This is a genomic window from Streptomyces sp. NPDC006711 (genome assembly GCF_042869775.1).
In the GTDB taxonomy this organism is placed as follows: domain Bacteria; phylum Actinomycetota; class Actinomycetes; order Streptomycetales; family Streptomycetaceae; genus Streptomyces.
In genome coordinates this window covers 1-25,211 of sequence record NZ_JBIAGO010000020.1, presented here as the reverse complement: position 1 = coordinate 25,211, position 25,211 = coordinate 1, and the positions used below count along the sequence as shown (strand labels likewise).

Annotated in this window: 19 protein-coding genes and 1 pseudogene; 6 read left to right on the top strand and 14 right to left on the bottom strand. The window is 72.3% G+C overall.

Annotated elements, in window-relative coordinates; translation table 11 throughout:
- The first annotated feature begins 185 nt into the window (after nucleotides 1-185).
- Nucleotides 186-830: a hypothetical protein gene (locus ACFYM2_RS29695; protein ID WP_388840522.1), complete on the top strand. Its 645-nt coding sequence runs from the start codon at nucleotides 186-188 to the stop codon at nucleotides 828-830.
- A 369-nt stretch (nucleotides 831-1,199) separates the two neighbouring features.
- Here the strand turns inward: ACFYM2_RS29695 and ACFYM2_RS29690 are convergent, their stop codons facing one another.
- The 7 genes from ACFYM2_RS29690 to ACFYM2_RS29660 form a co-directional block, all read right to left on the bottom strand.
- Entirely contained in the window at nucleotides 1,200-1,826 is a 627-nt protein-coding gene (locus ACFYM2_RS29690; protein ID WP_359002187.1) for a hypothetical protein, read from the bottom strand.
- A gap of 221 nt (nucleotides 1,827-2,047) precedes the next feature.
- Nucleotides 2,048-2,758: a ribonuclease HII gene (locus tag ACFYM2_RS29685; protein ID WP_388461535.1), complete on the bottom strand. Its 711-nt coding sequence runs from the start codon at nucleotides 2,756-2,758 to the stop codon at nucleotides 2,048-2,050.
- A gap of 97 nt (nucleotides 2,759-2,855) precedes the next feature.
- On the bottom strand, nucleotides 2,856-3,776 hold the full coding sequence (locus ACFYM2_RS29680) for an ADP-ribosylglycohydrolase family protein (protein ID WP_388840519.1): 921 nt from the start codon (nucleotides 3,774-3,776) through the stop codon (nucleotides 2,856-2,858).
- Nucleotides 3,777-3,788: 12 nt separating this feature from the next.
- Nucleotides 3,789-4,448, bottom strand: coding sequence for a histidine phosphatase family protein (locus ACFYM2_RS29675; protein ID WP_350233059.1), 660 nt, complete (start codon nucleotides 4,446-4,448; stop codon nucleotides 3,789-3,791).
- 89 nt (nucleotides 4,449-4,537) lie between these two features.
- Nucleotides 4,538-5,143 (bottom strand): YdbC family protein, encoded by a 606-nt coding sequence (locus ACFYM2_RS29670; protein ID WP_388461538.1) that lies wholly within the window; start codon nucleotides 5,141-5,143, stop codon nucleotides 4,538-4,540.
- A gap of 109 nt (nucleotides 5,144-5,252) precedes the next feature.
- A complete protein-coding gene (locus tag ACFYM2_RS29665) occupies nucleotides 5,253-6,059 on the bottom strand; it encodes an ABC transporter permease (protein WP_388840517.1) in 807 nt (268 codons plus the stop codon).
- Nucleotides 6,056-6,976 (bottom strand): ABC transporter ATP-binding protein, encoded by a 921-nt coding sequence (locus ACFYM2_RS29660; RefSeq protein WP_388840514.1) that lies wholly within the window; start codon nucleotides 6,974-6,976, stop codon nucleotides 6,056-6,058. Before ACFYM2_RS29660 ends, ACFYM2_RS29665 begins: the two co-directional genes overlap by 4 nt.
- Before the next feature lie 250 nt (nucleotides 6,977-7,226).
- On the opposite strand from ACFYM2_RS29660, the pseudogene ACFYM2_RS29655 reads away from it, so the two are divergent.
- A pseudogene (locus ACFYM2_RS29655) lies at nucleotides 7,227-7,821 on the top strand (response regulator).
- A gap of 171 nt (nucleotides 7,822-7,992) precedes the next feature.
- Nucleotides 7,993-8,523: a TerD family protein gene (locus ACFYM2_RS29650; RefSeq protein ID WP_388461544.1), complete on the top strand. Its 531-nt coding sequence runs from the start codon at nucleotides 7,993-7,995 to the stop codon at nucleotides 8,521-8,523.
- A gap of 169 nt (nucleotides 8,524-8,692) precedes the next feature.
- Here the strand turns inward: ACFYM2_RS29650 and ACFYM2_RS29645 are convergent, their stop codons facing one another.
- Entirely contained in the window at nucleotides 8,693-11,596 is a 2,904-nt protein-coding gene (locus ACFYM2_RS29645; RefSeq protein ID WP_359002201.1) for a vitamin B12-dependent ribonucleotide reductase, read from the bottom strand.
- A gap of 154 nt (nucleotides 11,597-11,750) precedes the next feature.
- On the bottom strand, nucleotides 11,751-12,272 hold the full coding sequence (gene nrdR / locus ACFYM2_RS29640) for a transcriptional regulator NrdR (protein WP_350233055.1): 522 nt from the start codon (nucleotides 12,270-12,272) through the stop codon (nucleotides 11,751-11,753).
- A gap of 664 nt (nucleotides 12,273-12,936) precedes the next feature.
- Here nrdR and lexA point away from each other — a divergent pair.
- Nucleotides 12,937-13,728, top strand: a complete 792-nt coding sequence (gene lexA / locus ACFYM2_RS29635) for a transcriptional repressor LexA (protein WP_350233054.1) — start codon at nucleotides 12,937-12,939, stop codon at nucleotides 13,726-13,728.
- 164 nt (nucleotides 13,729-13,892) lie between these two features.
- On the opposite strand, the gene ACFYM2_RS29630 is transcribed toward lexA, so the two are convergent.
- The 5 genes from ACFYM2_RS29630 to ACFYM2_RS29610 all read right to left on the bottom strand — a co-directional run bounded on the left by ACFYM2_RS29630 (nucleotide 13,893) and on the right by ACFYM2_RS29610 (nucleotide 22,156).
- Complete coding sequence (locus ACFYM2_RS29630; RefSeq protein WP_359002203.1) at nucleotides 13,893-15,863, bottom strand: ATP-dependent DNA helicase; 1,971 nt, start codon at nucleotides 15,861-15,863, stop codon at nucleotides 13,893-13,895.
- A gap of 37 nt (nucleotides 15,864-15,900) precedes the next feature.
- Entirely contained in the window at nucleotides 15,901-17,889 is a 1,989-nt protein-coding gene (locus ACFYM2_RS29625) for an IucA/IucC family protein (protein WP_388840511.1), read from the bottom strand.
- 58 nt (nucleotides 17,890-17,947) lie between these two features.
- Nucleotides 17,948-18,712: a GNAT family N-acetyltransferase gene (locus ACFYM2_RS29620; RefSeq protein ID WP_388840508.1), complete on the bottom strand. Its 765-nt coding sequence runs from the start codon at nucleotides 18,710-18,712 to the stop codon at nucleotides 17,948-17,950.
- Between the two features lie 30 nt (nucleotides 18,713-18,742).
- On the bottom strand, nucleotides 18,743-20,614 hold the full coding sequence (locus ACFYM2_RS29615; protein WP_359002209.1) for an IucA/IucC family protein: 1,872 nt from the start codon (nucleotides 20,612-20,614) through the stop codon (nucleotides 18,743-18,745).
- A 120-nt stretch (nucleotides 20,615-20,734) separates the two neighbouring features.
- Nucleotides 20,735-22,156, bottom strand: a complete 1,422-nt coding sequence (locus ACFYM2_RS29610) for a diaminobutyrate--2-oxoglutarate transaminase family protein (protein WP_388840505.1) — start codon at nucleotides 22,154-22,156, stop codon at nucleotides 20,735-20,737.
- Nucleotides 22,157-22,493: 337 nt separating this feature from the next.
- Here ACFYM2_RS29610 and ACFYM2_RS29605 point away from each other — a divergent pair, with 337 nt between their 5' ends.
- Entirely contained in the window at nucleotides 22,494-23,717 is a 1,224-nt protein-coding gene (locus ACFYM2_RS29605) for a trypsin-like serine peptidase (RefSeq protein WP_388840502.1), read from the top strand.
- Between the two features lie 173 nt (nucleotides 23,718-23,890).
- A complete protein-coding gene (locus ACFYM2_RS29600) occupies nucleotides 23,891-25,054 on the top strand; it encodes a trypsin-like serine peptidase (protein WP_388840499.1) in 1,164 nt (387 codons plus the stop codon).
- Nucleotides 25,055-25,211: the final 157 nt, after the last annotated feature.

Genomic DNA, 25,211 nt, shown 5'->3' with positions numbered 1-25,211 from the left:
GATAGAGGTGCGGGCCCATGGATCGGGGCGGCGGTCCTCATCGCGTCTCGCCGCCCGGTCACGGGACGGCGCGACGGGGGGCTCGCGCCTGACCGGAACCGCCCGCTCCGCATGCGCCGCGCCCTGGCGCGCGGCCGCCTCGGCCCCGGCCCGCGCGCCGAGGCGCGTCTTTCGAAGGGAGGACCGTGACGACCTTCGGACTCGCTCCGTCCACGGCTTCGCCGGCGCTCTCCAGCTCTTTTTCCGCCGGCTCCGCCGACCGCCACGCCCGGCTGCTCGAACCCGCCGAGTGGGCGGCGGCCGGCATTCCGCTGCTGCGCAGTCCCCGTGACGTCGTCGGCGCCCTGTTCCCGCTGCACCGGCCCACGCCCGGCACGGCGATCGTCGCCGTCCTTGACCCCGAGGAACGGCTCGCCGCCAGCGCCTCGTTCGCGCCGCGCGCGGCTTCGGCCGACGGCTGGGAGTTCCGCAACGCGCTGCTCGCGCAGTTGCGTCGGGTGGTCCCGCACGATCTGCGCCGCCGCTCCCCGGTGCGTACCGCGGTGCTGCTGTACTGCCGGGAGGGCGACGAGCGCTGGACGCCGCAGGACGGCGCCCTGATGTGGGGGCTGCGCGACGCCTGCACCCTGCACGGGCTGCGCTGCGGCGCGTACATCACGCTGACGGGTGGGGGCTGGCAGGTGCTGGGCGAGGGCCGCGCGGGGCGCAGCCCCAGCTCCCCCGTCCTGGCCCGTCCGCGCCTCGGCGCCGCCGGGGGACGCGCGGGGCTGCCCGCACCGCGCCGGGCGAGCGCCGCCCTCGACCCGCACGGCCGCGCGGCGGCACGCTGAAACGCCCGGGGCCCGGGCCGGCCACCGCCGCGCCCGAGGACGACCGGCACGGATGACCGCCATGACCGCCGGGCCCTTGCGCCACCGGCGCTAACCGCAGGCCCTTACGCCCCGGCACTGACCGCAAGCCTTTGCGCCCCGGCGCTGACCGGGGAGCCTTGTGCCTGACGCCGACCGCAGGCCCTCGCGCCACCGGCACTGACCGCAGGCCTTCGCGCCACCGGCGCTGACCGAGGGGCCGCGTGCCTGACGCTGACCGCAAGCCCCTGCGCCACCGGCGCTGATCGCAAGGCCCGCCGGGCCCCGGCCCACGCACCCGGCCCGCGTGGCCGGCGTTCGCGTGCGGTGGCCGGGACGCGGGCGGGGGCCTCAGACTCCGGCGCCGAGCGCCGAGTTGACCTGCTGCGGGTCGCCGCACACGATGAGCAGCGTCTCGGCGCGCTCGCGCGCGAGCGCCAGCGCGCGGCCGACGACGCCGTCGTCGTCTCCCTCGGCGTTGGCGGCCACGACGACCACCGGTCGGGCCGAGGCCCGGGCCACGTCGGCCGCGTCGGCGTAGAAGACGTCGTCACGGGCGTCGTGCTGGGCCCAGTAGGCGTCCTCGCCGAAGGACAGCTCGTGCGCGGCCCACGGGTGGGTCTCACCCGTGGTCAGGACCAGGATGTCGCCCGGCGCGCGGCCGGTGTCGAGCAGCAGGTCCACCGCTTCGCCCGCCGCGTCGAGCGCGCCGGCGGCCGGAGCCGGGATCAGCTGGATCTGGGGGCCGGCCGGGCTCGGCGGCCCGGACGGCGGGGTCTGCGCGGCGGAAGGGTGCGTGCGCTGCGCGGGGGGCGTGGGCCGGGCCGGGCCGGGGCCCGGACGTCCGGGACGCGGTGCGGCCGCGGGACGCGGACCGGGTACGGGGCGAGGGGTCTGCGCGGTGCGGCCGGCGGCCGGGGTGACGCGGGGACCCTGGGCACTCTCGTGAATCTGAGGCTCCTCGGGGATGAGAGGCATGAATGGATGTCTATCAAATGCCGGTGAACACGTCATCGGCGGGTGGCACAAAGGTGCGATCGGGGCGGAGTCTCCCCTCAACTGGGCGGGAAAGTCCAGGGATTTCGGGATGCCGCCCGGGACTTGCCCGCTCCCGCGAAACGGACCGGAAAACTCCGCAGCCGGGGAAACGCCTTACGGAAAACGGACCGAGAACTTCCGGAAATCGGCCGTGGTCCGGGTCAGAAATCGAAGCCGAGCTGTCCCCCGCTTTCGAGTGCGGCCGCCTCCGGGGAGAGCCGCGTCTTCTTCAGGTGCCGCCAGCGCGGCAGTCCGTCCAGGTAGGACCAGGACAGCCGGTGATAGGGCGTGGGCCCCAGCTCCGCGAGGGCCGCCTTGTGCACGGGCGAGGGATAACCGGCGTTGTCGGCGAAGCCGAACCCCGCGTACTCCCCCTGGGCGCCCGTCAGTTGGGCCATCATCGCGTCCCTGGCCACCTTGGCGATCACCGAGGCGGCCGAGACCGCCACGCAGGACTGGTCGCCCTTGATCACCGTACGGACCTGCCAGGGAAGCCCGAGATAGTCGTGCTTCCCGTCCAGGATCACCGCGTCCGGCCGCACCGGCAGCGCGTCGAGGGCCCGCACGGCGGCGAGGCGCAGCGCGGCGGTCATGCCCAGTTCGTCGATCTCCTGCGGGGAGGCGTCGCCCAGCGCGTACGCGGTGACCCAGCCGTGCAGTATCGCGGCGAGCTCGCCCCGGCGCTTGGGGCTGATCAGTTTGGAGTCGGTCAGCCCGGCGGGTGGGCGGCGAAGGCCCGTGACGGCGGCGCACACCGTGACGGGACCGGCCCACGCCCCGCGTCCGACTTCGTCGACACCGGCGACGACCTTGGCTCCGGTGGTGGCGCGGATCGAGCGCTCGACGCTGTGGGTGGGTGGTTCGTACGGCATGGCGTCTGCAACATTACGCCGCCGCCGACGGCCCGCGACACCCAGGTCACGCCTAGGAGCGCGCGGCCTTGGATCCGGCGGCTCGGGGCGGGCGCGGTCAGTGGGCCGGAGCGTCGGTGACCCAGGCCGGAAGGGCCTCGGTGCGCTCCAGCCAGCGGGCCGGGGGCGCGCCCGCCGCACCGGCCGCGACCACGCCGCCCACGATCGCGCAGGTCGTGTCGACGTCTCCGCCCACCTGCGCGGTCGTCCAGAACGCCCGCTCAAAGTCACCGAGTCCGCGCGCCGCCGACCACAGCGCGAAGGGCACCGTGTCGTGCGCGCTGGTGCGCCGGCCGGAGCCGAGCACCGCGGCCACCGTCGCCGCGTCGTCGTAGTCGAGCATGTCGCGGGCCCGGCGCAGCCCGGCGCCCACGGCGCTGCGTGGCACGAGTGCGATCACCGCGTCCAGCAGGGCGGCAGGCCCGGGCGGCCCCTCGGGGGAGGCCGCGAGCGCGGCGGCCGCCGCGACGGCCATGGCGCCGACGACGGCCTCGCGGTGCTGGTGGGTGGTGTAGGAGGAGATCTCGGCCTGGTGCGTGGCCTGCTCGGGATCGCCCGCGTACCAGGCGCCGAGCGGCGCGATGCGCATGGCCGAGCCGTTGCCCCAGGAGCCCTGCCCCTTGAACAGCGCGGAGGCCAGCTCCCGCCAGTCCCCGCCCTCCCGCACGAGCCGCAGCATGCGGTTGACGGCGGGACCGTAGCCCCGGTCGACGTCGTGATGCCGAGCGAAGGACCAGGCGAGCGCGTCCTGGTCGATCCGGCCGTGCGAACGGAGCACGGCCAGCACCGAGCAGGCCATCTCGGTGTCGTCGGTCCACTGCCAGCGGCCCTCGGGCAGTTCCCGGCGCTTGAGGCGGGGGTAGTTGACGGGGACGAAGAACTGGGAGCCCAGCGCGTCGCCGACGGACAGCCCGCGCAGGCTGGCCAGGGCGCGCTCGTAACGCGGGTCGAGTGATTCGGTGGAGGAGTCAGCTGTCATCGCCTGACCACTCTATCCGGTGACGCCATACGGTTCCGGGGCGCGCCACCGCTGAAAGGGCCGGTCCAGCGCGTACCGGCCGTCCGCCCCGAGCAGCAGGGTCCTGGTCTCGGCGTTGCCCGGGTTGGACAGCGACTCGAAGTCCGCCACCGTCCAGTGGAACCAGCGCATGCAGAACAGCCGCATGGTGAGCCCGTGCGTCACCAGGAGCACATTGGGCGGGTGGTCCGGCGCTTCGAAGCTGCGGTAAAGGCTCTCCAGGAACGCCCCCACCCGGTCATAGACGTCGGCCCCCGACTCGCCCTGGGCGAAGCGGTAGAAGAAGTGGCCGTAGGCGTCCCGGTAGGCCTTCTGGAGCTTGACGTCGTCCCGGTCCTGCCAGTTCCCCCAGTCCTGCTCGCGCAGCCTCGGCTCCTCGCGCACCCGCACCCGCTCCGGCGCCAGACCGAACGCCTGGAACGTCTCGTGGGTGCGCCGGTAGGGCGACACGTACACGCTCACGCCCTCGTCGCCGAACAGCGCGCGCAGCCGCTCCCCCGTCGCCTCGGCCTGGCGCACCCCGGCCGCGGTGAGCCTGAGGGCGTGGTCGGGCTCGCGCTCGTACACGGTGTCGTCGGCGTTGCCCTGCGACTCGCCGTGCCGGACGAGGACGATGCGCCGTGGTCTTGCCATGGTCAAACCCTAGATCGCCCGCTCACCTTTCGAGCGACTGTGCGACCTCCATCCGGCGTAGCCGGGGCCAGGGCGCGGAACGGGGCGGGTCAGACGGTCCACTGCGGGTCGAGTTCGACGACGTCCCCGCTCAGGGCCGTGATGTCGCTCTCGGTCTGCGCCAGCAGCGACAGCCGCTCCACGCGGTCGGCCCGGTACTTGCCGTGCTCGGCGGCCGAGCGCCACATCGAGAGCACCAGGAACTCATGGCCCGGTGCCTCGGCGAACGCCCCGCGCACCATGCCCGGCGAGCCCGCCATCGCGGGGTTCCACACCTTCTGCTGCATCAGCGCGAAGTGCTCGACCCGCTCCTCGCGCACCGTGCAGTGCGCGACCCGGACCACGTCCGCGTCCGCGAAGTGCGGCTCGAAGCCGGTCTTGATGTCGAAGCGGTGGCCGAACAGCTTGCACTCGATGTCCTTGTACGTACCCGACTGGGCCGCCGCGAGCCCGTCGTGCGACCGCGCCATGAAGGAGTCGTAGAACGCGCGGCTCTCCCAGAAACCGAAGACATGGGCCACATCCGGCCGTGCGCGGCTCCAGCCGCCGCCCTGCCCCCGGAAACCGGGCTCACCCAGTAACCCCGCCCATTTCCGCTGCCCCCGCTCGAAACCGCGGCGGTCCACCACGGTGCAGCGAATCCATGTGACCAGCACCGGCCCATCGTACGGCGCGCCGCAGCGCCCCGGTCGCACTCCGACGGCGTACGTCCGGCGCACCGGATCCACCGCCCGGCGCGCGCCGGAGCGGCCAGGCCCTGGGGGCTCACAGATCGTGCCGGCGGACGACGACCACACCGACGACTGCCGCGGCGAGGGACCAGGCCGCGTACACGGTCCACGACCCGCTGATGGTCGCCGGGTAGGGGGACGATCCGAAGGGGTCGTCCATCTGCACCAGCCGTTCCCAGGCACAGCGGGGCAGCGCGTGAAGCAGGGCTGACGACCAGCGGTGGCGGTCGTTGAGGAGGAACGGCAGCAGCAGAAGAATGCCGGTGAACGTCACGAGAGTGGTCGCGGTGTGCCGGATGAGGGCGCCGAGGCCCATCCCGACGAGTGCGCACACCGGGGCGAGCAGGGCGGACGCCGCGACGGCGCGGAGAGCGCCGGGGTGGTCGAGGGACAGGCCGATGCCCCGGCCGGACAGGAGCGCCTGTGTCACACCGAACGAGGTTCCCGCTACGACCGATCGGCGGGCCGGGACTGCCGCGAACGTCGTGCGGATCTGTCCGGTGCTGTACTCGCCGACGAGCGTGAGGGCGCCGATGCTGCCGGTGGCGAGTATCAGGACCATGCAGGCGCCGGCGGTGAAGGCGTCCCGCATGGCCCAGATCGGAACGAAAAGGGCCCGGATCCCTTCGTTGTAGGTCGGCCAGTTGTTGTAGTCCGCGACGGCCGAGCTGATGTTGATGGCGATGACGGCCAGCGCACTGATCCCCAACGCCCAGGAAACGGACCGCAGCGACCAGAGTTTGATCCACTCGGCGGCGAGGAGGTCGTGGAAGCGGGCATGGGGCTCGACGGCGCGCACGGCGTTCGAGAGGGCCGTCCGCTGTGTGGTGGTCGAGGTCATCGGGATTCTCCTGCGAGGTATTCGACGCTGTCGGCGGTGAGTTCCATGAACGCCTCCTCCAGTGAGGAGGTGCGGGTGGCCAGCTCGATGAGCACGACGCGGTGGTGGGAGGCAAGTTCCCCGATGCGGGCCGCGCTCAGGCCGGTCACGGTGAGCCACGTGTCCGCGCCCGGGCCGTCCGGCTGGACCGAAGCGCCCTCGGCTTCGAGCACAGCCGCCAGCGCGGTGGGGTCGGGCGTCCGCACGGTCACGCTCCGGCGGGTGCCGCGGGCCGCGAACTGTGCCACGCTCTCGTCGGCGATCAGCTCGCCCCGGCCGATGACGATCAGGTGCTCGGCGGTGTTCTGCATCTCGCTCATGAGGTGGCTGGAGACGAACACGGTGCGCCCTTCGCCGGCCAGCCGCCGGAACAGGCCACGTACCCACCGCACGCCCTCCGGGTCCAGGCCGTTGACCGGCTCGTCGAACAGCAGCACCGCAGGGTCGCCGAGCAGAGCCGTGGCGATGCCGAGCCGCTGCTTCATGCCCAGGGAGAACCCGCCGATGCGGCGCCGGGCCGCAGGAGCCAGTCCTACCTCCTCAAGGACCTCCTCCACCCGACGCCGCGGGATGCCGTTGCTGCGGGCCAGGGCGGACAGGTGGGCCGCCGCGCTGCGACTGCCGTGGACGTCGTGGGCGTCGAGCAGGACACCGGCGTGGCGCAGGCCGCGCGGATGGTCCCGGAAGGCGTGGCCGTCGATGGTGGCGGTGCCGCTGGTGGGTTGGGTCAGGCCGAGGAGCATGCGCAGCGTGGTGCTCTTGCCCGCACCGTTGGGGCCGAGGAACCCGGTGACGCGGCCGGGACGCACGGTGAGGGTCAGGCCGTTGACGGCGGTGGCCTTGCCGTATCGCTTGGTCAGTTCGTTGACTTCGATCACCCGGCCAACGGTGCCGTGGAGAGCGCCCGCCCCGCATCGGCCCGTCGACCGCATGCGCGGGAGAGCTTGTATCCCGTGGGCGTACGCCCATGGGCCCCTGTCCCGCCGCTGGTCAGGCGATTACGATCGCCCCATGTCCGCCAAGCCGCGTCCCCCGCTGTCCTGGCACCCGCGGCCGGCCGCGCGGGCGGCTCTGGCCTGGTGCGGGGCGATCGCCTACCCGTACGTCCGCAGCGGTCTGCGTGTCCTGATGGCCGACGCCCCCCGACATCGACGTCGTGGGAGAGGCCCAAACCGGCGCCGAAGCGGTCCAGTTGGTCCGGGACACCAAGCCCGACGTGGCGGTGATGGACATCCGCATGCCCGGGATGGACGGCATCGAGGCCACCGGGCTGAGCACGGCAGCCGGTGGAGCGACGCACGTCCTTGTCCTCACCACGTTCGACGAAGACGAGTACGTCTACGGTGCGCTCCGAGCGGGTGCGAGCGGATTTCTGGTCAAGGACATGGCACTGGACGACATCCTCGGGGCGATCCGCGTGGTCGCCGCCGGAGACGCCCTGATCGCCCCGAGCGTCACACGCCGCCTGATCGCGGAGTTCGCCGCCCGCCCTGAACCGGCCCCGCACGCACGGCCGGTCGGGAACATCACCGAGCGGGAACGCGAGGTACTGACCCTCGTCGGACGCGGCATGTCCAACAGCGAGATCGCCGCGCACCTCTACATCAGCGTAGCCACGGCAAAGGCACACGTCGCGCGGCTACTCGCCAAACTCGATGCCCGCGACCGGGTCCAACTGGTCATCACCGCCTATGAGACAGGCCTGGCCACACCACCTCGGTGAGACGCCGGCATCTCGGTCGCCGAAGCGCGCCGCCCGAGGCGACGAACAAGCCCGCGCCCACTCCGCCACCCCCTCATCGCCCAGCCGGCGCCAACAGGGCCTGGACGCGGGCCACATGGGGCGTGGGAGCATGGGGGTCGGCGGGGTGGCAGGTCCGGGGAGGGGTGGGCGATGAGCGGCATCGGCAAAGGGCTCGGCACGGTCGAGGTGGCACTGCGCTGGGATCCGAGTCCGCTCGGCTCTCCGCCCCACGACCTGGACGTGGTCGCGTGCGTCTACGCGGCGAACGCCCCCTATGGGCCGCCCGCCCATCAGGTCGCCTTCGACAGCCGCTCCCCCGACGGCACGATCCATCTGGACCGCGACAGCCGCACCGGCCAGGGCCTCGGGTACGACGAGGTCATGACCATCGAGCTGTCGCGCATGGCGGCCGGGCACAGCCGGGTGGTGGTCGGGGTGGTGATCCAGCAGAACGCGGGCCGCCGCGTCTTCGGCGATGTGGCGGGCCCGGGGGTACGGATCCGTGAGGGTTACACGGAGCTGTCCCGGCACGACCTGTCCTCGGTGGCCGCCTCGATGGCGGCGACGGTCGCGGAGTTCACCCGGGACGACGCGGGGGCCTGGCGGTTCCGCGAGGACGTCCGGGGCTTCGACCTGCCCCCGGACGCCTTCATCACCGCCATGGGCGCCCCACCGGCCTGACCCCGGCCCGGCGGGCCCGCCCCGCACGCGAACGGCCCGCACGCGAACGGCCCGCACGCGAACGGCCCGAAGGGCGCCGACCTGACGTCGGCGCCCTTCGGGTGACCCATCGGCCGGCCGGAGCCCTCGCGCCCACCACGTTGCCATGGCGGCCGGAGGGCCCCCGCCGTCAGCTGCAGCCGCTGGTGGAGCCGCAGCCCTCGCAGATGTAGCAGGAGCCGGCCCGCTGCATCTTCGTACCGCAGGAGAAGCACAGCGGCGCGTCGGCGCTGACGCCGAGCTGCATCTCGACGAGCTCCGCCGAGTTGTGCGCGACCCTGGGGGCCTCGGCGGCGGCCGGCTTCGGCGTCGCGACGGCCTTCAGGGGCTCGCTCTGGCGCGGCGCGGACTGGGCCAGGCTCTCCACGTCCAGCTCGTCGTCCTCCATCGCCGGCTCGTAGGAACCGGTGTCGAGGTGGCGCTGGCGCTCCTCGGCGGAGTGGATGCCGAGCGCGGAGCGCGTCTCGAAGGGGAGGAAGTCCAGCGCCAGGCGGCGGAAGATGTAGTCGACGATCGACTGCGCCATCCGCACGTCCGGGTCGTCGGTCATACCGGCCGGTTCGAAGCGCATGTTGGTGAACTTCGAGACGTACGTCTCCAGCGGCACGCCGTACTGGAGGCCGACCGAGACGGCGATGGAGAAGGCGTCCATCATGCCCGCCAGGGTCGAACCCTGCTTGGACATCTTCAGGAAGACCTCGCCCAGACCGTCGTCCGGGTAGGAGTTGGCCGTCATGTAGCCCTCGGCGCCGCCGACCGTGAAGGAGGTGGTGATCCCCGGGCGGCCCTTGGGCAGGCGCTTGCGGACCGGACGGTACTCGACGACCTTCTCGACCGCGGCGCGGATGGTGTCCTCGGCCTTGGCGGTGACCGCCTCCTTCTCGCCGTCCTTGACCGTCTTGGTCTTGGCGGAGAGGGGCTGGCCGACCTTGCAGTTGTCGCGGTAGATGGCGAGCGCCTTGACGCCCATCTTCCACGCCTCGAAGTAGACCTCTTCGACGTCCTCGACCGTGGCGGTCTCGGGCAGGTTGACCGTCTTGGACAGGGCGCCCGAGATCCACGGCTGGATGGCCGCCATCATGCGGACGTGGCCCATCGCGGAGATGGAGCGCTCACCCATGGCGCAGTCGAAGACCTCGTAGTGCTCGGGCTTCAGGCCCGGGGCGTCGATGACGTTCCCGTTCTCGGCGATGTGGGCGACGATCGCCTCGATCGCCTCCTCCTGGTAGCCGAGGCGCCGCAGCGCCTGCGGAACCGTGCCGTTGACGATCTGCATCGAGCCGCCGCCGACCAGCTTCTTGAACTTGACCAGGGCGAGGTCGGGCTCAAGACCGGTGGTGTCGCAGGACATCGCGAGACCGATGGTGCCGGTGGGCGCGATGACCGAGGCCTGCGCGTTGCGGAAACCGTTCTTCGCGCCGAGCCGGATCACGTCCTGCCAGGCCTCCGTGGCGGCGGCCCAGATCGGGTTGTCCAGGTCGTCGACGTGGACGGCGACGGCGTTGGCGTCGGCGTGCTGCTTCATGACGCGCTGGTGGGGCTCGGCGTTGCGGGCGTAGCCGTCGTAGGGGCCGACGACCGCGGCGAGCTCGGCGGAACGCTTGTAGGAGGTGCCGGTCATCAGGGAGGTGATGGCACCGGCCAGCGCGCGGCCGCCGTCGGAGTCGTAGGCGTGGCCGGTCGCCATCAGCAGGGCGCCGAGGTTGGCGTAGCCGATGCCGAGCTGGCGGAAGGCGCGGGTGTTCTCGCCGATCTTCTGCGTCGGGAAGTCCGCGAAGCAGATCGAGATGTCCATCGCGGTGATGACCAGCTCGACGACCTTGGCGAAGCGCTCGACCTCGAAGGACTGGTTGCCCAGGCCGTCGTCCTTGAGGAACTTCATCAGGTTCAGGGACGCGAGGTTGCAGGACGTGTTGTCCAGGTGCATGTACTCGCTGCACGGGTTCGAGCCGTTGATGCGGCCGGACTCGGGGCAGGTGTGCCAGTGGTTGATGGTGTCGTCGTACTGGATGCCCGGGTCGGCGCAGGCCCAGGCCGCCTCGGCCATCTTGCGGAAGAGGGACTTGGCGTCGACCTCCTCGATGACCTCGCCGGTCATGCGCGAGGTCAGGCCGAACTTCCCGCCCTGCTCGACGGCCTTCATGAACGCGTCGTTCACGCGCACCGAGTTGTTGGCGTTCTGGTACTGGACGGACGTGATGTCGTCGCCGCCCAGGTCCATGTCGAAGCCCGCGTCGCGCAGCGCGCGGATCTTCTCCTCCTCCTTCACCTTGGTCTCGATGAAGTTCTCGATGTCGGGGTGGTCGACGTCGAGGATGACCATCTTGGCCGCGCGGCGGGTCGCGCCGCCGGACTTGATGGTGCCGGCCGAGGCGTCGGCGCCGCGCATGAAGGAGACCGGGCCCGAGGCGTTGCCGCCGGAGGACAGGAGCTCCTTGGAGGAGCGGATGCGGGAGAGGTTCAGGCCGGCGCCGGAGCCGCCCTTGAAGATCATGCCCTCTTCCTTGTACCAGTCGAGGATCGACTCCATGGAGTCGTCGACGGCCAGGATGAAGCAGGCCGAGACCTGCTGCGGCTGGGGCGTGCCGACGTTGAACCACACCGGCGAGTTGAAGCTGAAGATCTGGTGCAGGAGGGCGTACGCCAGCTCGTGCTCGAAGATCTCGGCGTCGGCGGGCGAGGCGAAGTACCCGTACTCCTCGCCGGCCTTCGTGTAGGTCTTCACGATCCGGTCGATGAGCTGCTTGAGACCGGTCTCGCGCTGCGGGGTGCCGACGGCCCCGCGGAAGTACTTGCTGGTGACGATGTTGACCGCGTTCACCGACCAGAAGTCGGGGAACTCGACGCCACGCTGCTCGAAGTTGACCGAGCCGTCGCGCCAGTTGGTCATGACGACGTCACGGCGCTCCCAGGCCACCTCGTCGTACGGATGCACGCCGGGGGTGGTGTGGATGCGCTCGATGCGCAGCCCCTTGGTGGCCTTGGATCCCTTGGCTCGGGAGCCTCGTGCCGGGCCGCTCGTCGTCTCTGTCATTGCCGCCTCCCATACGCGGGCAAAAACGCCCAAAAGTGCCTGAATGTTCCCAGGGCACGGTGTTTGTCTGGTGCCACGGGCGCGGCAGAGCGCACCCCTGGCAGGTTCTGGATGCCGCCGATCGGCGACCGCGGGCCCCTGCGGGCCGCCGCGGTCAGTCGGCGGCGGTGGCGGGGACGGGGACCTCGGGGGTCGCGCCGGCCGCGCACGTGTCTGATGGCTCCCCGGGGGGCCGCTGCTCGCGGAGCTCCGCGATGGCGGCCTCGAAGTCCTCGAGGGTGTCGAACGCCCGGTATACGGACGCGAAGCGCAGGTACGCGACGAGGTCGAGCTCCTGCAACGGGCCGAGTATGGCAAGTCCCACGTCGTGCGTGGTCAGCTCGGCGCTGCCGGTGGCGCGCACCGCCTCCTCGACCCGCTGGCCGAGCTTGGCGAGGGCGTCCTCCGTGACGGGCCGCCCCTGGCACGCCTTGCGGACGCCCGAGATGACCTTGGTGCGGCTGAAGGGCTCGGTCACGCCCGACCGCTTGATGACCATCAGCGAGGCCGTCTCCACCGTCGTGAAGCGACGGGAGCAGTCGGGGCACTGACGGCGCCGGCGGATCGACGTGCCGTCGTCGGTCGTCCGACTGTCGACGACACGGCTGTCGGGGTGCCTGCAGAAGGGGCAGTGCATGGTTCCCAAGCCTCCTTCACAGCACGACTGAATAGCCTCGGTGGGCCAGGAATCCGCCCGCGAAGCGACCCCAAGCATAGGCGATGACCAGGGTCGCAGCGGACCATGGACCACAACTTCTGGGTGGCCGCACCAATCCAACCACTAGATCTAGTGGATCTCGGGATTTCGCCGCCGATCCGGCGCGTCCGCGTGTCGCCCAGGGGGCGCGGCCGGCGCGGCGGGGCCCGGCCGCGCACGAGATTACGGGAAGCGCGTCGCGCCGGTGGATCCCGGGGTGCCGGATGACAGACTGTCCGGCGGCGCCGCGCCGTCGTGGGCGGCGCGCGGGGGCGTGACCGTACGGCGTCCGGCCCGGTGCGGCCCGGTGCGGCCCGGCCCCGGGCGGGGGCCGTCACCATACGGCGTTCGGCCTGGCGCGGCCCGGCCCGGCCTGACCCTGCCGTGAAGGCTGCCGCGACGGCTCGCGAGTGGCCCGCACATGGTCCGCAGACGGCCCGGATGCCGTTCGACGGGCCCCCGGTCGGGACTCGCACATACACCCAGCCCCAGGGCCACGTAGCGTAATCCGCGATTTTTCACTCGAACGTGTGTTTGGCGCAACCTTTCGAAAGCAACTACCGTTGTCCAGCTAGGGAGACCACATTCGAGAGGGGCCGCCGACGTGACCACGACCGCAGACAGTGCCACCATCACTGCCCAGGACCGCTCCCAGACCCGACTTGAGCCGGTGCATGCCATGAATGACGCAGTCACGAACCAGGGGGCGGACGCCGCACGGCCCGCCCGCTCCCTGCCCGGCAGGCCTCCAGGCATCAGGGCGGACAGCTCCGGGCTCACCGACCGGCAGCGGCGGGTCATCGAAGTCATCCGGGACTCCGTGCAGCGCCGTGGCTATCCGCCGTCGATGCGGGAGATCGGTCAGGCCGTCGGCCTCTCCAGCACCTCGTCCGTCGCCCACCAGCTGATGGCCCTCGAACGCAAGGGCTTCCTGCGCCGCGACCCGCACCGCCCGCGCGCGTACGAGGTCCGCGGCTCCGACCAGCCGAGCAGCCAGCCCACCGACACCGCGGGCAAGCCCGCCGCGTCGTACGTGCCGCTGGTGGGCCGCATCGCCGCCGGTGGGCCGATCCTCGCCGAGGAGTCCGTCGAGGACGTCTTCCCGCTGCCCCGCCAGCTCGTCGGCGACGGCGAGCTCTTCGTCCTGAAGGTCGTCGGCGACTCGATGATCGAAGCCGCCATCTGTGACGGCGACTGGGTCACCGTCCGCCGCCAGCCCGTCGCCGAGAACGGCGACATCGTCGCGGCGATGCTCGACGGCGAGGCCACGGTCAAGCGCTTCAAGCGCGAGGACAACCACATCTGGCTGCTCCCGCACAACGCCGCCTACCAGCCGATTCCCGGCGACGACGCGACCATCCTGGGCAAGGTGGTGGCGGTGCTCCGGCGGGTCTGACCCCACCGCCGGCTTCGACCGGGCCCCGGGACCTCCTGCGCCGGTCCCGGGGTCCCGCCATGTCAACCCCGGGGTGCCCGCGACACCCGCCGCCCGCGCGGGCGCTACCCCGCCGTCGCGCTCCCGGCCGTCGCCTCCCCGCCGTCGCTTCGCTTGCCGTCGCCCTACTTGCAGTCCGCCCGCGCCGCCGCATCGATCGCCGCGAGCGAGCGCCGGGCCTGATTACGGTCCGTGGTGTACCAGAAGCCGGGCAGCGAGGCCCGCAGATAGCTGCCGTACCGGGCGTTGGCCAGGCGCGGATCGAGCACCGCCACCACACCCCGGTCCCCGGTCGCCCGCACGAGACGGCCCGCGCCCTGTGCCATCAGCAGCGCGGCGTGCGTGGCCGCGACCGCCATGAAGCCATTGCCGCCGGCCTCCTCCACCGCTTTTTGCCGGGCGCTCATCAGCGGATCGTCCGGACGCGGGAACGGGATGCGGTCCATGACCACCAGCTGGCAGCTCGGCCCGGGCACATCGACGCCCTGCCACAGTGACAGCGTGCCGAACAGACACGTCTTCGGGTCGGCGGCGAACGTCTTGATCAGCTCGCCCAGTGTCTCCTCGCCCTGCAACAGGATCGGGTGGTCCAGACGCCCGCGCAGCTCCTCCGCGGCGGCCTGGGCGGCCCGCATCGAGGAGAACAGGCCGAGCGTGCGGCCCCCGGCCGCCTCGACGAGCTCGGCCAGCTCGTCCATCATGTCGCCGCGCGAGCCCTCCCGGCCCGGCGTCGCCAGATGCTTGGCGACATACAGGATGCCCTGCTTGGGATAGTCGAACGGCGAGCCGACGTCCAGGCCCTTCCACCGCGGCGCGTCCTCGTCACCCATGCCCTCGGGAGACAGACCCAGGGAGGCGCCCACCCCGTTGAAGTCGCCGCCGAGCTTCAAGGTGGCCGACGTCAAGACCACCGAGCGGTCCGCGAACAGCTTCTCCCTGAGCAGCCCCGACACCGACAGCGGAGCCACCCGCAGCGACGCGCCGAAACGGTCGTGCCGCTCGTACCAGACGACGTCCCACTCGGAGCCGTTGGTGATGCGCTCGGCCACGCCGTGCACCGTCTCCAGCATGGCAAGGGCCTGCTTGCGCACCGCGTCCTCGTCCTGGACGGACTTGTCGCGGGTCGCGCCCAGCGCCGAGATCACCTCACGGGCGGCGTCGCGCAGCGCCATGAGCGCGTAACCGAGATCTTCGGGAACCTCCTCGAGGCGGCCGGGCAGCGCCAGCTCCATGACCCGCTCGAAGCCCTCCGCCGCGGTCTGGAGCTGATCGGCGACCTTCTCGTTGACGAGCTTGGCGCTGCGCCGCACGGTCCGGCTGACCTGCCCCGGGGTGAGCTCGCCGGTGGCGACGCCGGTGACCCGGGAGACCAGCTCGTGCGCCTCGTCGACGATCAGCACCTCGTGCTGCGGGAGCACCGGGGCGCCCTCGATCGCGTCGATGGCGAGCAGCGCGTGATTGGTGACGACCACGTCGGAGAGCTTGGCGCGCTCGCGGGCCATCTCGGCGAAGCACTCCGCCCCGTACGCGCACTTCGAGGCGCCCAGACACTCGCGCGACGACACCGACACCTGGCTCCAGGCCCGGTCCGAGACGCCCGGGGTCAGCGCGTCACGGTCACCGGTCTCCGTCTCGTCCGCCCAGTCCCGCATCCGCAGGAGGTCCTGGCCCAGCTTGCTGGTGGGCGCGGCCGCCTCGAACTGGTCGAACAGGCCCTCGTCCTCGTCCTGCGGGGCGCCCTCGTGCAGGCGGTGCAGGCACAGATAGTTCGAGCGGCCCTTGAGCATCGCGAACTGCGGGCGGCGCCGCAGCAGCGGCTGCAACGCCTCCACCGTGCGCGGCAGGTCGCGCTCCACGAGCTGGCGCTGGAGGGCGAGCGTGGCCGTGGCGATCACCACGCGCTCTCCGTGCGCGAGCGCCGGCACCAGATAGCCGAGGGACTTTCCGGTGCCCGTCCCGGCCTGGACCAGCAGGTGGGAGGCGTCGTCGACGGCGTCGGCGACGGCCGTGGCCATCGCGACCTGGCCAGGGCGCTCCACGCCGCCGACGGCGGTGACGGCGGCGTGCAGGAGCTCGGGGAGTGAAGGCTTCGTCATAGCCGGACCAGCCTAAGGCTCAGCACTGACAACCGGGTCACCCAGCGGGTGCGAGCGGGTTCGCCACGGTGCCGTGCACGGTGGCGTGCGGCCGCTCCGAGCGGTCGCGGTAGCCGTCGGTGTGCAGGCGGTTGCGGTTCAGACAGAGCCGTTCGATGCGGGGGGCGAGCAGGTCGAAGGTCTCGTAGCGGTCCTTGTCCCCGGGGAAACGCGCCTGGTAGCGCAGGATCTCCTCGCGCACCAGGGCCCAGAAGTCGCCTTCCGCGACCCCGAGTTGGTCCTCGCACAGCACGGCGAGGAACCGGTAGACCCCGACGAACAGCCCCGCGTGAATGAACTGTGTGAGGAAGTCGGGCGCCTCGGTGAGCAGGACCTTCCGTACGTCCTCGGGCATCGAGTCGTGTTCGGGCAGGTGCTCGGCGCTCACGTTGATGTCGTCGACGAAGTCCTTGATCGCCAGGCGGACGGGCACGTCCTGGTCGTCGAAGACCACGATGGCGTTCTCGCCGTGCGGCGAGAAGACGGTTCCGTACCGGTACAGGAAGCGCAGCAGCGGCGGCAGCATGGCGGCGAACAGATGCCGCAGCCACACCCGGGGCGCCAGACCCGAACGGGTGACGAGTTCGGCGGTGAAGGCCCGTCCGTCGGCGTCGGTGTGCAGCAGCGCCGCCAGGGTGCGGGCGCGTTCGCCCGCCGCGAGCTTCGGCGGCAGCGGCTCGCGCCAGATCGCCCCCAGCAACTCCTTGTACTGGTAGGGCACTTCACCGGTGCGGTCGTAGACCGGGTGCTCCACGGCCACCGACGCGACCTCGCCGAGCAGGATGACCCGGCACTCCTCGCGCAGAAAGGGATCCCTCTCGCACAGGCCCTGGACCCAGGAGGTGACGGCGGGCGCGGCCACGGTGCGCTCGGTGGGCAGTCCGCGCCAGACCAGGGTGTTGAGGATGGACAGCGGCAGCTTCACCGTGTGGCGCTCGGGGCTCGACAGATTGAGGAAGGTGCGGATGGACTGCTGGGGAAGGCGCACGTCGCCGTCGGTGGGCAGCGGCACGATGGCGTTGTCGGCGACGGCGGCGGCGAAGAGCGGAAGGATCATCTCCGTCCACTGCCAGGGGTGCACGGGCAGATACAGATACGCCTTTGGGTCGAGGGCCCGGGCACGCAGCGCGGCGGCGAAGGCGGCGCGGACGGGGGCGTCGAGCTCACGCGCGTAGAGCCGGTCGGGCGTGGCCAGGGCCTTGACGCCCCGGTAGCCGGCCAGGTCGGTACGGACCGCGATCCAGGGCAGTTGGGCCGGGATGCGGGCCTCCGGGCTCCACCGGGCGGCGTCGTCGGCGGAGAAGCCGAGCCGGCCCTTGTTGAGCACCAGCCAGGGGTGCCCGCTCTGGTGCCCCTCCAACTCCGCGTAGCCGAGGTCGGCCAGGCGCGCGGCGGGCAGCGCCGTGCTCTGCAACCGGGTGTCGGCGGCCAGGGTCGCGGACAGCTCCCGTACGAGGTGGCCGAAGGTGGCCCCGTCGATGCCGAGGGTACGGCGGGCCAGCGCGAGAAAACGCAGCGGATCGGTGAGGGCCCGGCCGCCGGGCGGCGCGGCGCTCCCCCCGGGGCTCGCGGTCCGCAGCCCCTGGCCCGCGGCCGCCTGTCCCGTGTGCCCCGGGCCCGCTGCCGGCTGCCCCGTGCCGGATGCGGGCGGCTCGGCCGGCTGCGGGAGGTGGCGTACGGAGTCGGGGTCCACCTGCCAGCCGCCGTAGGCGCCGCGCCGCGCGACGAAGGCCAGCGTGCTGCCGTCGTCCAGCGTGAACCCGTAGTGAGCCGCCGTTTTCCCGGCCGGACCGGGATTGTCAGTGGCGGGCCCTACCGTTGGTTTCACGATCTCCTCGTACGCGAAGGCGCCGATCATCTTCGCGAGGAGCAGCCGTCCCGCGCGCTCCCACGCCTCGCGGTTCAGCTCGGGCGGGGCCAGCAGCGCGGGCGGGGCTTTCGGGTCGAGGAGGCCGTGGGAATCATGGGGGGAAGGAGGGTTCGGCACAAGGACTCCTCGGGGTCAAACCGGTGCGTGGCAGGGGGTATGCGGAGCGGCGGGGCGTTCACAGCAGGTTCCTGAGCGCGCGGTCGCGGACCATCAGGGCGGCGCGCTTGTCGGGAAGGTCGACCTCCGCGTGGAAGCGGAAGCCGGCGCTGAGGAACGCGGAGACGGAAGGGGTGTTGCGCAGATCGGGTTCGGCGATCACCCGGGGGCACTGCGGGCGGTGGTCGAGGACCAGGTCGGCGACGGCCCGGAGCAGGGTGGTGCCGACACCGCGGCCGCGATCGGCGACGCCCCCGATCAGCAGATGGATGCCGGTGTCGTGGGGGCGGGCCGGATAGTGGCGGGCCAGCGGGTCCAGGTCGGCCCGGTAGATCTCCCAGTAGCTCATGGGGGTCCGGCCGAGTACACCGAGGCAGGGCACGCTGCGGCCGTCGCCGTCCAGTTGGCGGCGCAGATGGGCGGCGGTGACGTGCTCGGGTCCCGCCAGCTCCCAGAAGGCGGCCACGGCGGGGTCGTTCATCCACCGGGTGAGCAGCGCGAGATCGCGTTCGGGTGTCACGGGCAGGAGGCGGAACTGCCCGAGCGCGGTGGTGGCCGGCGCCCAGTCGCCGGGGGAATCGAGGAGGTCCTGTCCCGCTGGGCAGCCGGCGGCGGAGTCGCCGTCGCTGTCGCCCGGGCCCGGGGGGCCGGGCTCGGGGGCCGACTCGGCGAGCAGGGACAGCAGGCCGTCGGGCAGGTGCAGGTCCAGGGTGTCCTCGGCCGCCCCCGCCGGTTGGGGGGCCGGGCCGGCGTCGGCGTCGGTGCTCGCATCGGTGGGAGGCACGGCGACGCTCCTCTCAGCAGTTCGTAGGGGTCAAGTGCCGCTGATGTGAAGGGGGTTGGCGATGGTGACGTAGACGGACTGGGTGTCGACCGGGCCGACGAGTTCGTCGAGGCCGTGCAGCCGGGTCAGCAGATTGGCCTTGCAGCGCAGCGTCGCACCGCTGAGCAGCTGGCCGGGCAGCGGCGAGCCGAGGCCGGCCGACCCGGCGAGGAACTGGCGCAGCGCGGCGAGCAGGACACGTTCGTCGGCGAGGTGCTGCGCGCCGAAGGCGCCGATGAGACCGAGGATGTTGTTGACGCCGAGGTAGTAGGCGAAGCGTTCGTCGGTCACGGCGTCGGGGACGAAGGTGTCGCTGGTGGCGCCGATGCCCGGCAGGCGGCGCTCCAGGTCGGCGCGGTGCGACTCGCGGAAGTAGTAGCCCTGGTTGTCGCGGTAGCGGCCGCCGGCGGGCCAGCCGTCGGGGTCGAGCAGGACCAGCGTGTTCTGCTGGTGGGCCTCCAGGGCGATGCCCGCCGTGCCGTCCAGCCACAGCAGCGGGCGCACCACGTGGTCGAGGTAGCGCAGGAACCACTCGGCGCAGACCGCCGTGGTGGGCCGTCCGGTGCGGGCGGCGAGCCGGCCCACCACGTCGGCCAGGCGCGAGTGCGTGCCGCTACGGCCCGGCATGGGCCTGGGGGCGGTGAGCGCGGCGAGGCAGACGGCGTCGTCGCCGTGCGCGAAGGGGTTGTGGCGGATCATGACGTCGAGCCCCGCCAGCGCCTCGCCGTTCGGGGTGTCGACCGCGAGCCAGGCCGGGTCGCGGACGATGTCGAAGCAGGGGTGGGCTGCCTGCCACTGCTCGCCGAGCCCGGCCCGCAGCAGACGGTGGACCTCCACGCCCCGGTGGAGTTCCTTGCGGAGGTTTTCCCTGCGGGAGTTGGTGATGCGGACGCCGAGCGACAGTTTGAGCATGGCGTCGGCGCCGGGGCGGTGCACGGTGCGGACGGAGGAGGTGGGGTACCAGGGGCCGCCGTGCGGACCGAGCTCACGCAGCAGTCCGGCGTCGAGCAGCGCGGCCACGGCGGGGCGCTCGACGATGTCGCGGGCCTGCCAGGGGTGCAGGGGCAACGCGGCGCTGCCGGGCGGAAGTTCCAGGCCGGGGCCGGCGAGCCGGCGCGTCAGGTCGGGGGCGCCGACCGTGCGGCCGCTCTCCGTCCAGGCCGAGTCCGAGGCCAGCACGGAGGCGTCGACGGCCAGCCAGCGCAGCGGGAAGGAGCCGTACAACTCCGGTGAGTAGCGGCGCACTTCGGTGTCGGACAGGCCCTCGCGGCTCTTGGGGGTGGGGTGCAGGGGGTGGCCAAGAAGCAGGGACTGCTCGGCGGTGAGGAAGAGGTCGGCTTCGGGGGGCGGCGCGGGGCGGGCGCGCCGGTCGGCGATGAACCACGCCGTGCGGCGCACCGAGTCGGCGACGCGTCCCACCAGGTCGGCGCCTTCGCTCCGGCCCGCCTCGCGTCCCAGCAGGGCCGCGAGGGTGACGGCGTCGACGGGCGGCGCGTCGGGGGGCGCTCCTTGCAGGGCGGGCCGGCCGAAGCGGTGCCAGCCGGTGGCCGACCAGTAGGGCACGGGCACGAGCAGCGCGGTGGCGCTGGCGGGGAGCGGGATGCGCAGGACCATGCCGTCGGGCGCGGCCAGGTCGTTCTCGCGCACCCAGCAGCGCAGCAGGTTCTCCACGGCGGCCGCTTCGGCCGCGGCGGCGGGGTCGGCGGCGTCGAGCGGGTCCGGGTCGCGGTGCGCGGTCAGTCGTTCGCCGTGGATCCCGGCCTTCTGGCGCGGCACCGTCGTCGGCTCGGCCGCCACGGGGCCGCAGGGGGCGGTGGCGGGGCCGTCGGCCTCGTGCGCGTCGGGTGCGGGGGTGGGATTCACGGGGGCGTTCCTCGGGTGTTCGTGGAGCGTGGTCCTGGTTCAGGGAGACGAAGAGGGAGGTGCATGGGGCGAGTGGGGAGTGCGGTCCTGGTTCGGGGGGACAGCCGGTGTGGTCCTGGTTCAGTGGGGCGGTCCAGTTTCGGCCCGGTGGTGCGCGCCGGGCCCGGCGCCGGCCACCGCTCCGGCGCGCGCGTGCGGTGCGCGGGAGACCGCGGCCACGGCGTCGGCGAGGCGGTCCAGGACCGCCACGGCCTGTTCGTCGGTCAGGGTGAGCGGGGGCAGCAGCCGCACCACGCTGGAGTGGCGGCCGCCGAGTTCGACGATGAGCCCGCGCCGCAGGCACGCGCGCTGCACGGCCGCCGCGAGCGCCGGCGCGGGCGGCGGCGGGCCGCCCGAACTCAGGTCCTCGCGCTCGGGGTCGACGAGTTCGACGCCGATCATCAGGCCGCGGCCGCGTACGTCGCCGATGCAGGGGTGGTCGGCGGCGAGCCCCTGCAACTGGCCGAGCATGCGGGCGCCGAGGACGGCCGCGCGGTCGGCGAGGCGGTTCTCGCGGACGTGGGCGAGGGTGGCGGCGCCGGCCGCCATGGCGAGCTGGTTGCCGCGGAACGTGCCGGCGTGCGCGCCCGGCTCCCACACGTCGAGGTCGTCGCGGTACACGATCACGGCCAGGGGCAGGGAGCCGCCGATGGCCTTGGAGAGCACCATCACGTCGGGCACCACGCCGCTGTGCTCGACCGCCCAGAAGGCGCCGGTGCGGCCGACGCCCGTCTGCACCTCGTCGGCGATCAGCGGGATGGAGCGGCGCTCGGTGATCTCCCGCAGCCGGCGCAGCCAGGCGTCGGGCGCCGGGATCACCCCGCCCTCGCCCTGGACGGGTTCGAGGATCATCCCGGCCGGCGCGGGCAGTCCGCCCTTGGGGTCGTCGAGCAGGTTCTCGGTCCAGCGGGCCGCGAGTTCGGCGCCGCGTTCGCCGCCGATTCCGTACGGGCAGCGGTAGTTGTGCGGGTAGGGAAGTCGGGTCACGCCCGCCTCGCGGCCGCCGCCGGAGACGGCGAGGGCGCCCGCGGTCATGCCGTGGTAGGCGCCGGTGAAGGCGAGCATGCCGGTGCGTCCGGTCGCGGTGCGCACGAGTTTCAGCGCGGCCTCGACGGCGTCGGTGCCGGCCGGCCCGCAGAACTGGATCCGTCCGTGCTCGGCGAGTTGGCGCGGCAGGGTGGCGAAGAGCTCGGTGGTGAAGGCGTCCTTGACCGGTGTGGCGAGGTCGAGGACGTGCAGGGGCGCGCCCGAGTCGAGGACGGCGCGGATCGCTTCGAGCACGACGGGGTGGTTGTGGCCGAGCGCGAGCGTGCCGGCGCCCGAGAGGCAGTCCAGATAGCGCCGCCCGTCGGCGCCCTCGATCGTGAGCCCGCGCGCCCGCACGGGCACGATGGGCAGCGAACGGGCGTAGGTGCGGGCCGCCGACTCCCGCAGGGACTGCCTGCGCAGGATTGCCTCATGAGCGCCCGGCGGCGCCGCCGGGGCTGGTTCGGTCACGGCCACGACTGCTGGTCCTCCCGCTGTGACGGTTCTGTGGCGCGTCCGTCGCGCGGTGCGTACGCCCACGCTGAACGCTGTCCTGATGTCCCCCGTACGTACCAACGACGCCGGCGGCGCGCGATCACGGCCTGAAGCGAAGTTCCTCGCCGCTGGGGAAGGTTGGCCTTACCCGGGCGGCCGGACGGGGCGGCAAGGAAGGCGATGGCGGGCCCTGCCGCGTGCCGTCCGTCCGGGCCCCGGCATAGTGGGGGGCCGTGTCGCGGCGCCGTCCACGGCGGCGGCGCGCGCGAGTTCAGCCAACGAAGACGCTTTGACACCGAAGTCCCAGGGGGAATTCCAGATGCGACCGACACGCCAGTCCAGCGCCGAGGGCACGGGGAGGAGCACACGCCACGGGGGCTTTCCCGTGGCGGCCGCGCTCGGTCTCACGGCCGCGCTCGCGCTGACCGCCACCGCGTGCGGGCCCGGCGATTCGAGCGCCGACAGCAAGCCGTCGGCGTCGGCGGTCTCGGGTGGCACTGACAAGTTTCAGATTCCCGATGACGTCAGACAACAGCTGAAGAAGCACGGGATCGACCCGGACAAGTGGAAGAACGGCGAGTGGAGGAACTGGGACAAGGACAAGTGGCTCCGTGAGGCGAAGGACTACGTCAACCCGATCATCCAGGGCCTGTGGGACCCGGACCGGATGCGCAAGGCGGACAAGCCCCCGGAGAAGACCGTCCCCAACGACATCTCCGGCGACAAGGGGGTGACGGACCCGGCGCCCGCGCCCGTCAAGGCGGCCGCCGTGAAGGCTCCGTACCACCAGAGCCTGCCGGAGCTCGGCAAGCTCTTCTTCGACAGCCCCGAGGGCTCGATGGTGTGCTCGGCGACGGTCGTGCAGGACCCGGCGCATCCGGGCAAGTCGAACCTGGTGTGGACCGCCGGGCACTGTGTGCACGCGGGCGCCAAGGGCGGCTGGTACCGCAACATCGCCTTCGTCCCCTCGTACAACAACACCGACCTGGCGACCTCGCAACTGCAAAAGGCCACCAAGCAGCAGATCGCACCGTACGGCGTCTACTGGGCCGACTGGGCGCAGACGTCGCAGCAGTGGATCGAGGGCGGCGGCCCGACGGGCGGTCAGGGCGCGCCGTACGACTTCGCGGTGCTGCATGTGACGCCGGAGAAGGGTTCAAACGGCAAGTCCCTGGAGGAGACCGTCGGCGGCGCGCTGCCGGTGGACTTCAACGCACCGGCCGTGCCGAAGATCGCCTCCATGACGGCCAACGGGTACCCGGCGGCGCCTCCCTATGACGGCCAGAAGCTGTTCCAGTGCAAGGACAGGCCGGGCCGGCTCTCGCTCGACGCGAGCCTGCCGACGATGTACCGCCTCGGCTGCACCATGACCGGCGGGTCCTCCGGCGGCGGCTGGATCGCCACGGGTTCGGGCGGCAAGCCCTCGCTCGTCTCCAACACCTCCATCGGCCCGGTCACGGCGGGCTGGCTCGCCGGTCCGCGCCTGGGCAAGGAGGCCAAGGGCGTGTACGACTCGGTGAGCGGCAAGTACGCCGGTCACTGAGCCTGTTGCGGGGGTCCTGTGAACGTCGGGGCCCCCGTTCGTCCCCCTCGTGCCGAGCGGGCATAGTAGGGGGCCGCGCGGTGCGGCGGCGGCGTACACCCGCGCCCATCGCGCTGACAAGTACATGGCAAAACCTGCCTCCACGGGCAGGCCCATCAGGGGGAATCGTTCCCATGCGATCCATACGTCCGCTGCTGACCGCTTCCGGTCTCGCGGCGGCCATCGCGCTGACCGCCACCGCGTGCGGTCCGGGCGACAGCGACGCCGACAGCAAGCCGTCCGCCTCCGCCTCGGCCAAGGGCGGCGCGAGCGCGCCCTCAGGCCTGGCCGACGCCCTCAAGAAGCACGGCGCCGTGCTGGACAAGTGGAAGGACGGCGGCTGGAAGAACTGGGACAAGGGCACCTGGCTGCGCGAGGCCAAGGACTTCGTCAACCCGGTGATCGACGGCCTGTGGAAGCCGGACCGGATGAAGTCGGCCAAGGACCCGCAGAAGACCATGGCGGCCGGCGACGCCACCGGCGGCACCGGTGCCTCCGACCCCGAGCCCGCGCCGATCAGGGCCGTCCAGGAGAAGCTGCCCTACCACCAGTACGCGGCCCCGGTCGGCAAGGTCTTCTTCGACTCCCCCGAGGGCTCCATGGTGTGCTCGGGCACCGTCGTGAAGGACCCGGCCCACCCCGGCAGGTCCAACATGGTGTGGACCGCCGGGCACTGCGTCCACCAGGGCGGCTCCGGCGGCTGGTACCGCAACATCGCCTTCGTCCCCTCCTACAACGACCAGGGCAAGTCGGCGGCGGCGCTGAACAACGCCACGCCGCAGCAGATCGCGCCCTACGGTGTCTACTGGGCCGACTGGGCCTCGACCTCCAACGAGTGGATCAACGACGGCGGCCCGACCGGCGGCACCGGCGCCCCGTACGACTACGCGGTCCTGCACGTCAAGCCGGAGAACGGCACCAAGTCCCTCGAAGAGACGGTCGGCAACGCGCTGAGCGTCAACTTCTCCGCTCCGCAGGCCAAGACGGTCGGCGCGATGGGCGCCTGGGGCTACCCGGCGGCGTCGCCCTATGACGGCCTGCAGATGTTCACGTGCGTCGACCGCCCCGGGCAGCTCTCCATCGGCCCGGGCACACCCGCCATGTACCGCATCGGCTGCACCATGACGGGCGGCTCGTCCGGCGGCGGCTGGTTCATGAACGGCCCCGACGGCAAGGCGCAGCTGGTCTCCAACACCTCGATCGGGCCGGTCACTTCGGGCTGGCTGGCCGGACCCCAGCTCGGCGCCGGAGCCAAAGCGCTCTTCGACGCGATGAGCGCGAAGTACGGCGGCAGGTAACACCTCGCGCGCACCCCGCGCGGCCCCGCACGACGCGAAGGCCCGCCCCCTCTTGGCCGAGGCTTGGGTTCTAACGGTCCTCGCAACACCCGCGATCTGTGGGAGTTGCGAGGACCGTGGCCGTTGGACGCGATGATCTTGCGGGGCTGAGGGAGCG

Bases quoted from the DNA above. Each gene is read 5' to 3' on its own strand.
- ACFYM2_RS29690 (WP_359002187.1), bottom strand. From the start codon at position 1,826: ATGCCTCTCATCCCCGAGGAGCCTCAGATTCACGAGAGTGCCCAGGGT.
- ACFYM2_RS29685 (WP_388461535.1), bottom strand. From the start codon at position 2,758: ATGCCGTACGAACCACCCACCCACAGCGTCGAGCGCTCGATCCGCGCC.
- ACFYM2_RS29680 (WP_388840519.1), bottom strand. From the start codon at position 3,776: ATGACAGCTGACTCCTCCACCGAATCACTCGACCCGCGTTACGAGCGC.
- ACFYM2_RS29675 (WP_350233059.1), bottom strand. From the start codon at position 4,448: ATGGCAAGACCACGGCGCATCGTCCTCGTCCGGCACGGCGAGTCGCAG.
- ACFYM2_RS29665 (WP_388840517.1), bottom strand. From the start codon at position 6,059: ATGACCTCGACCACCACACAGCGGACGGCCCTCTCGAACGCCGTGCGC.
- ACFYM2_RS29650 (WP_388461544.1), top strand. From the start codon at position 7,993: ATGAGCGGCATCGGCAAAGGGCTCGGCACGGTCGAGGTGGCACTGCGC.
- ACFYM2_RS29645 (WP_359002201.1), bottom strand. From the start codon at position 11,596: ATGACAGAGACGACGAGCGGCCCGGCACGAGGCTCCCGAGCCAAGGGA.
- nrdR (WP_350233055.1), bottom strand. From the start codon at position 12,272: ATGCACTGCCCCTTCTGCAGGCACCCCGACAGCCGTGTCGTCGACAGT.
- ACFYM2_RS29630 (WP_359002203.1), bottom strand. From the start codon at position 15,863: ATGACGAAGCCTTCACTCCCCGAGCTCCTGCACGCCGCCGTCACCGCC.
- ACFYM2_RS29605 (WP_388840502.1), top strand. From the start codon at position 22,494: ATGCGACCGACACGCCAGTCCAGCGCCGAGGGCACGGGGAGGAGCACA.
- ACFYM2_RS29600 (WP_388840499.1), top strand. From the start codon at position 23,891: ATGCGATCCATACGTCCGCTGCTGACCGCTTCCGGTCTCGCGGCGGCC.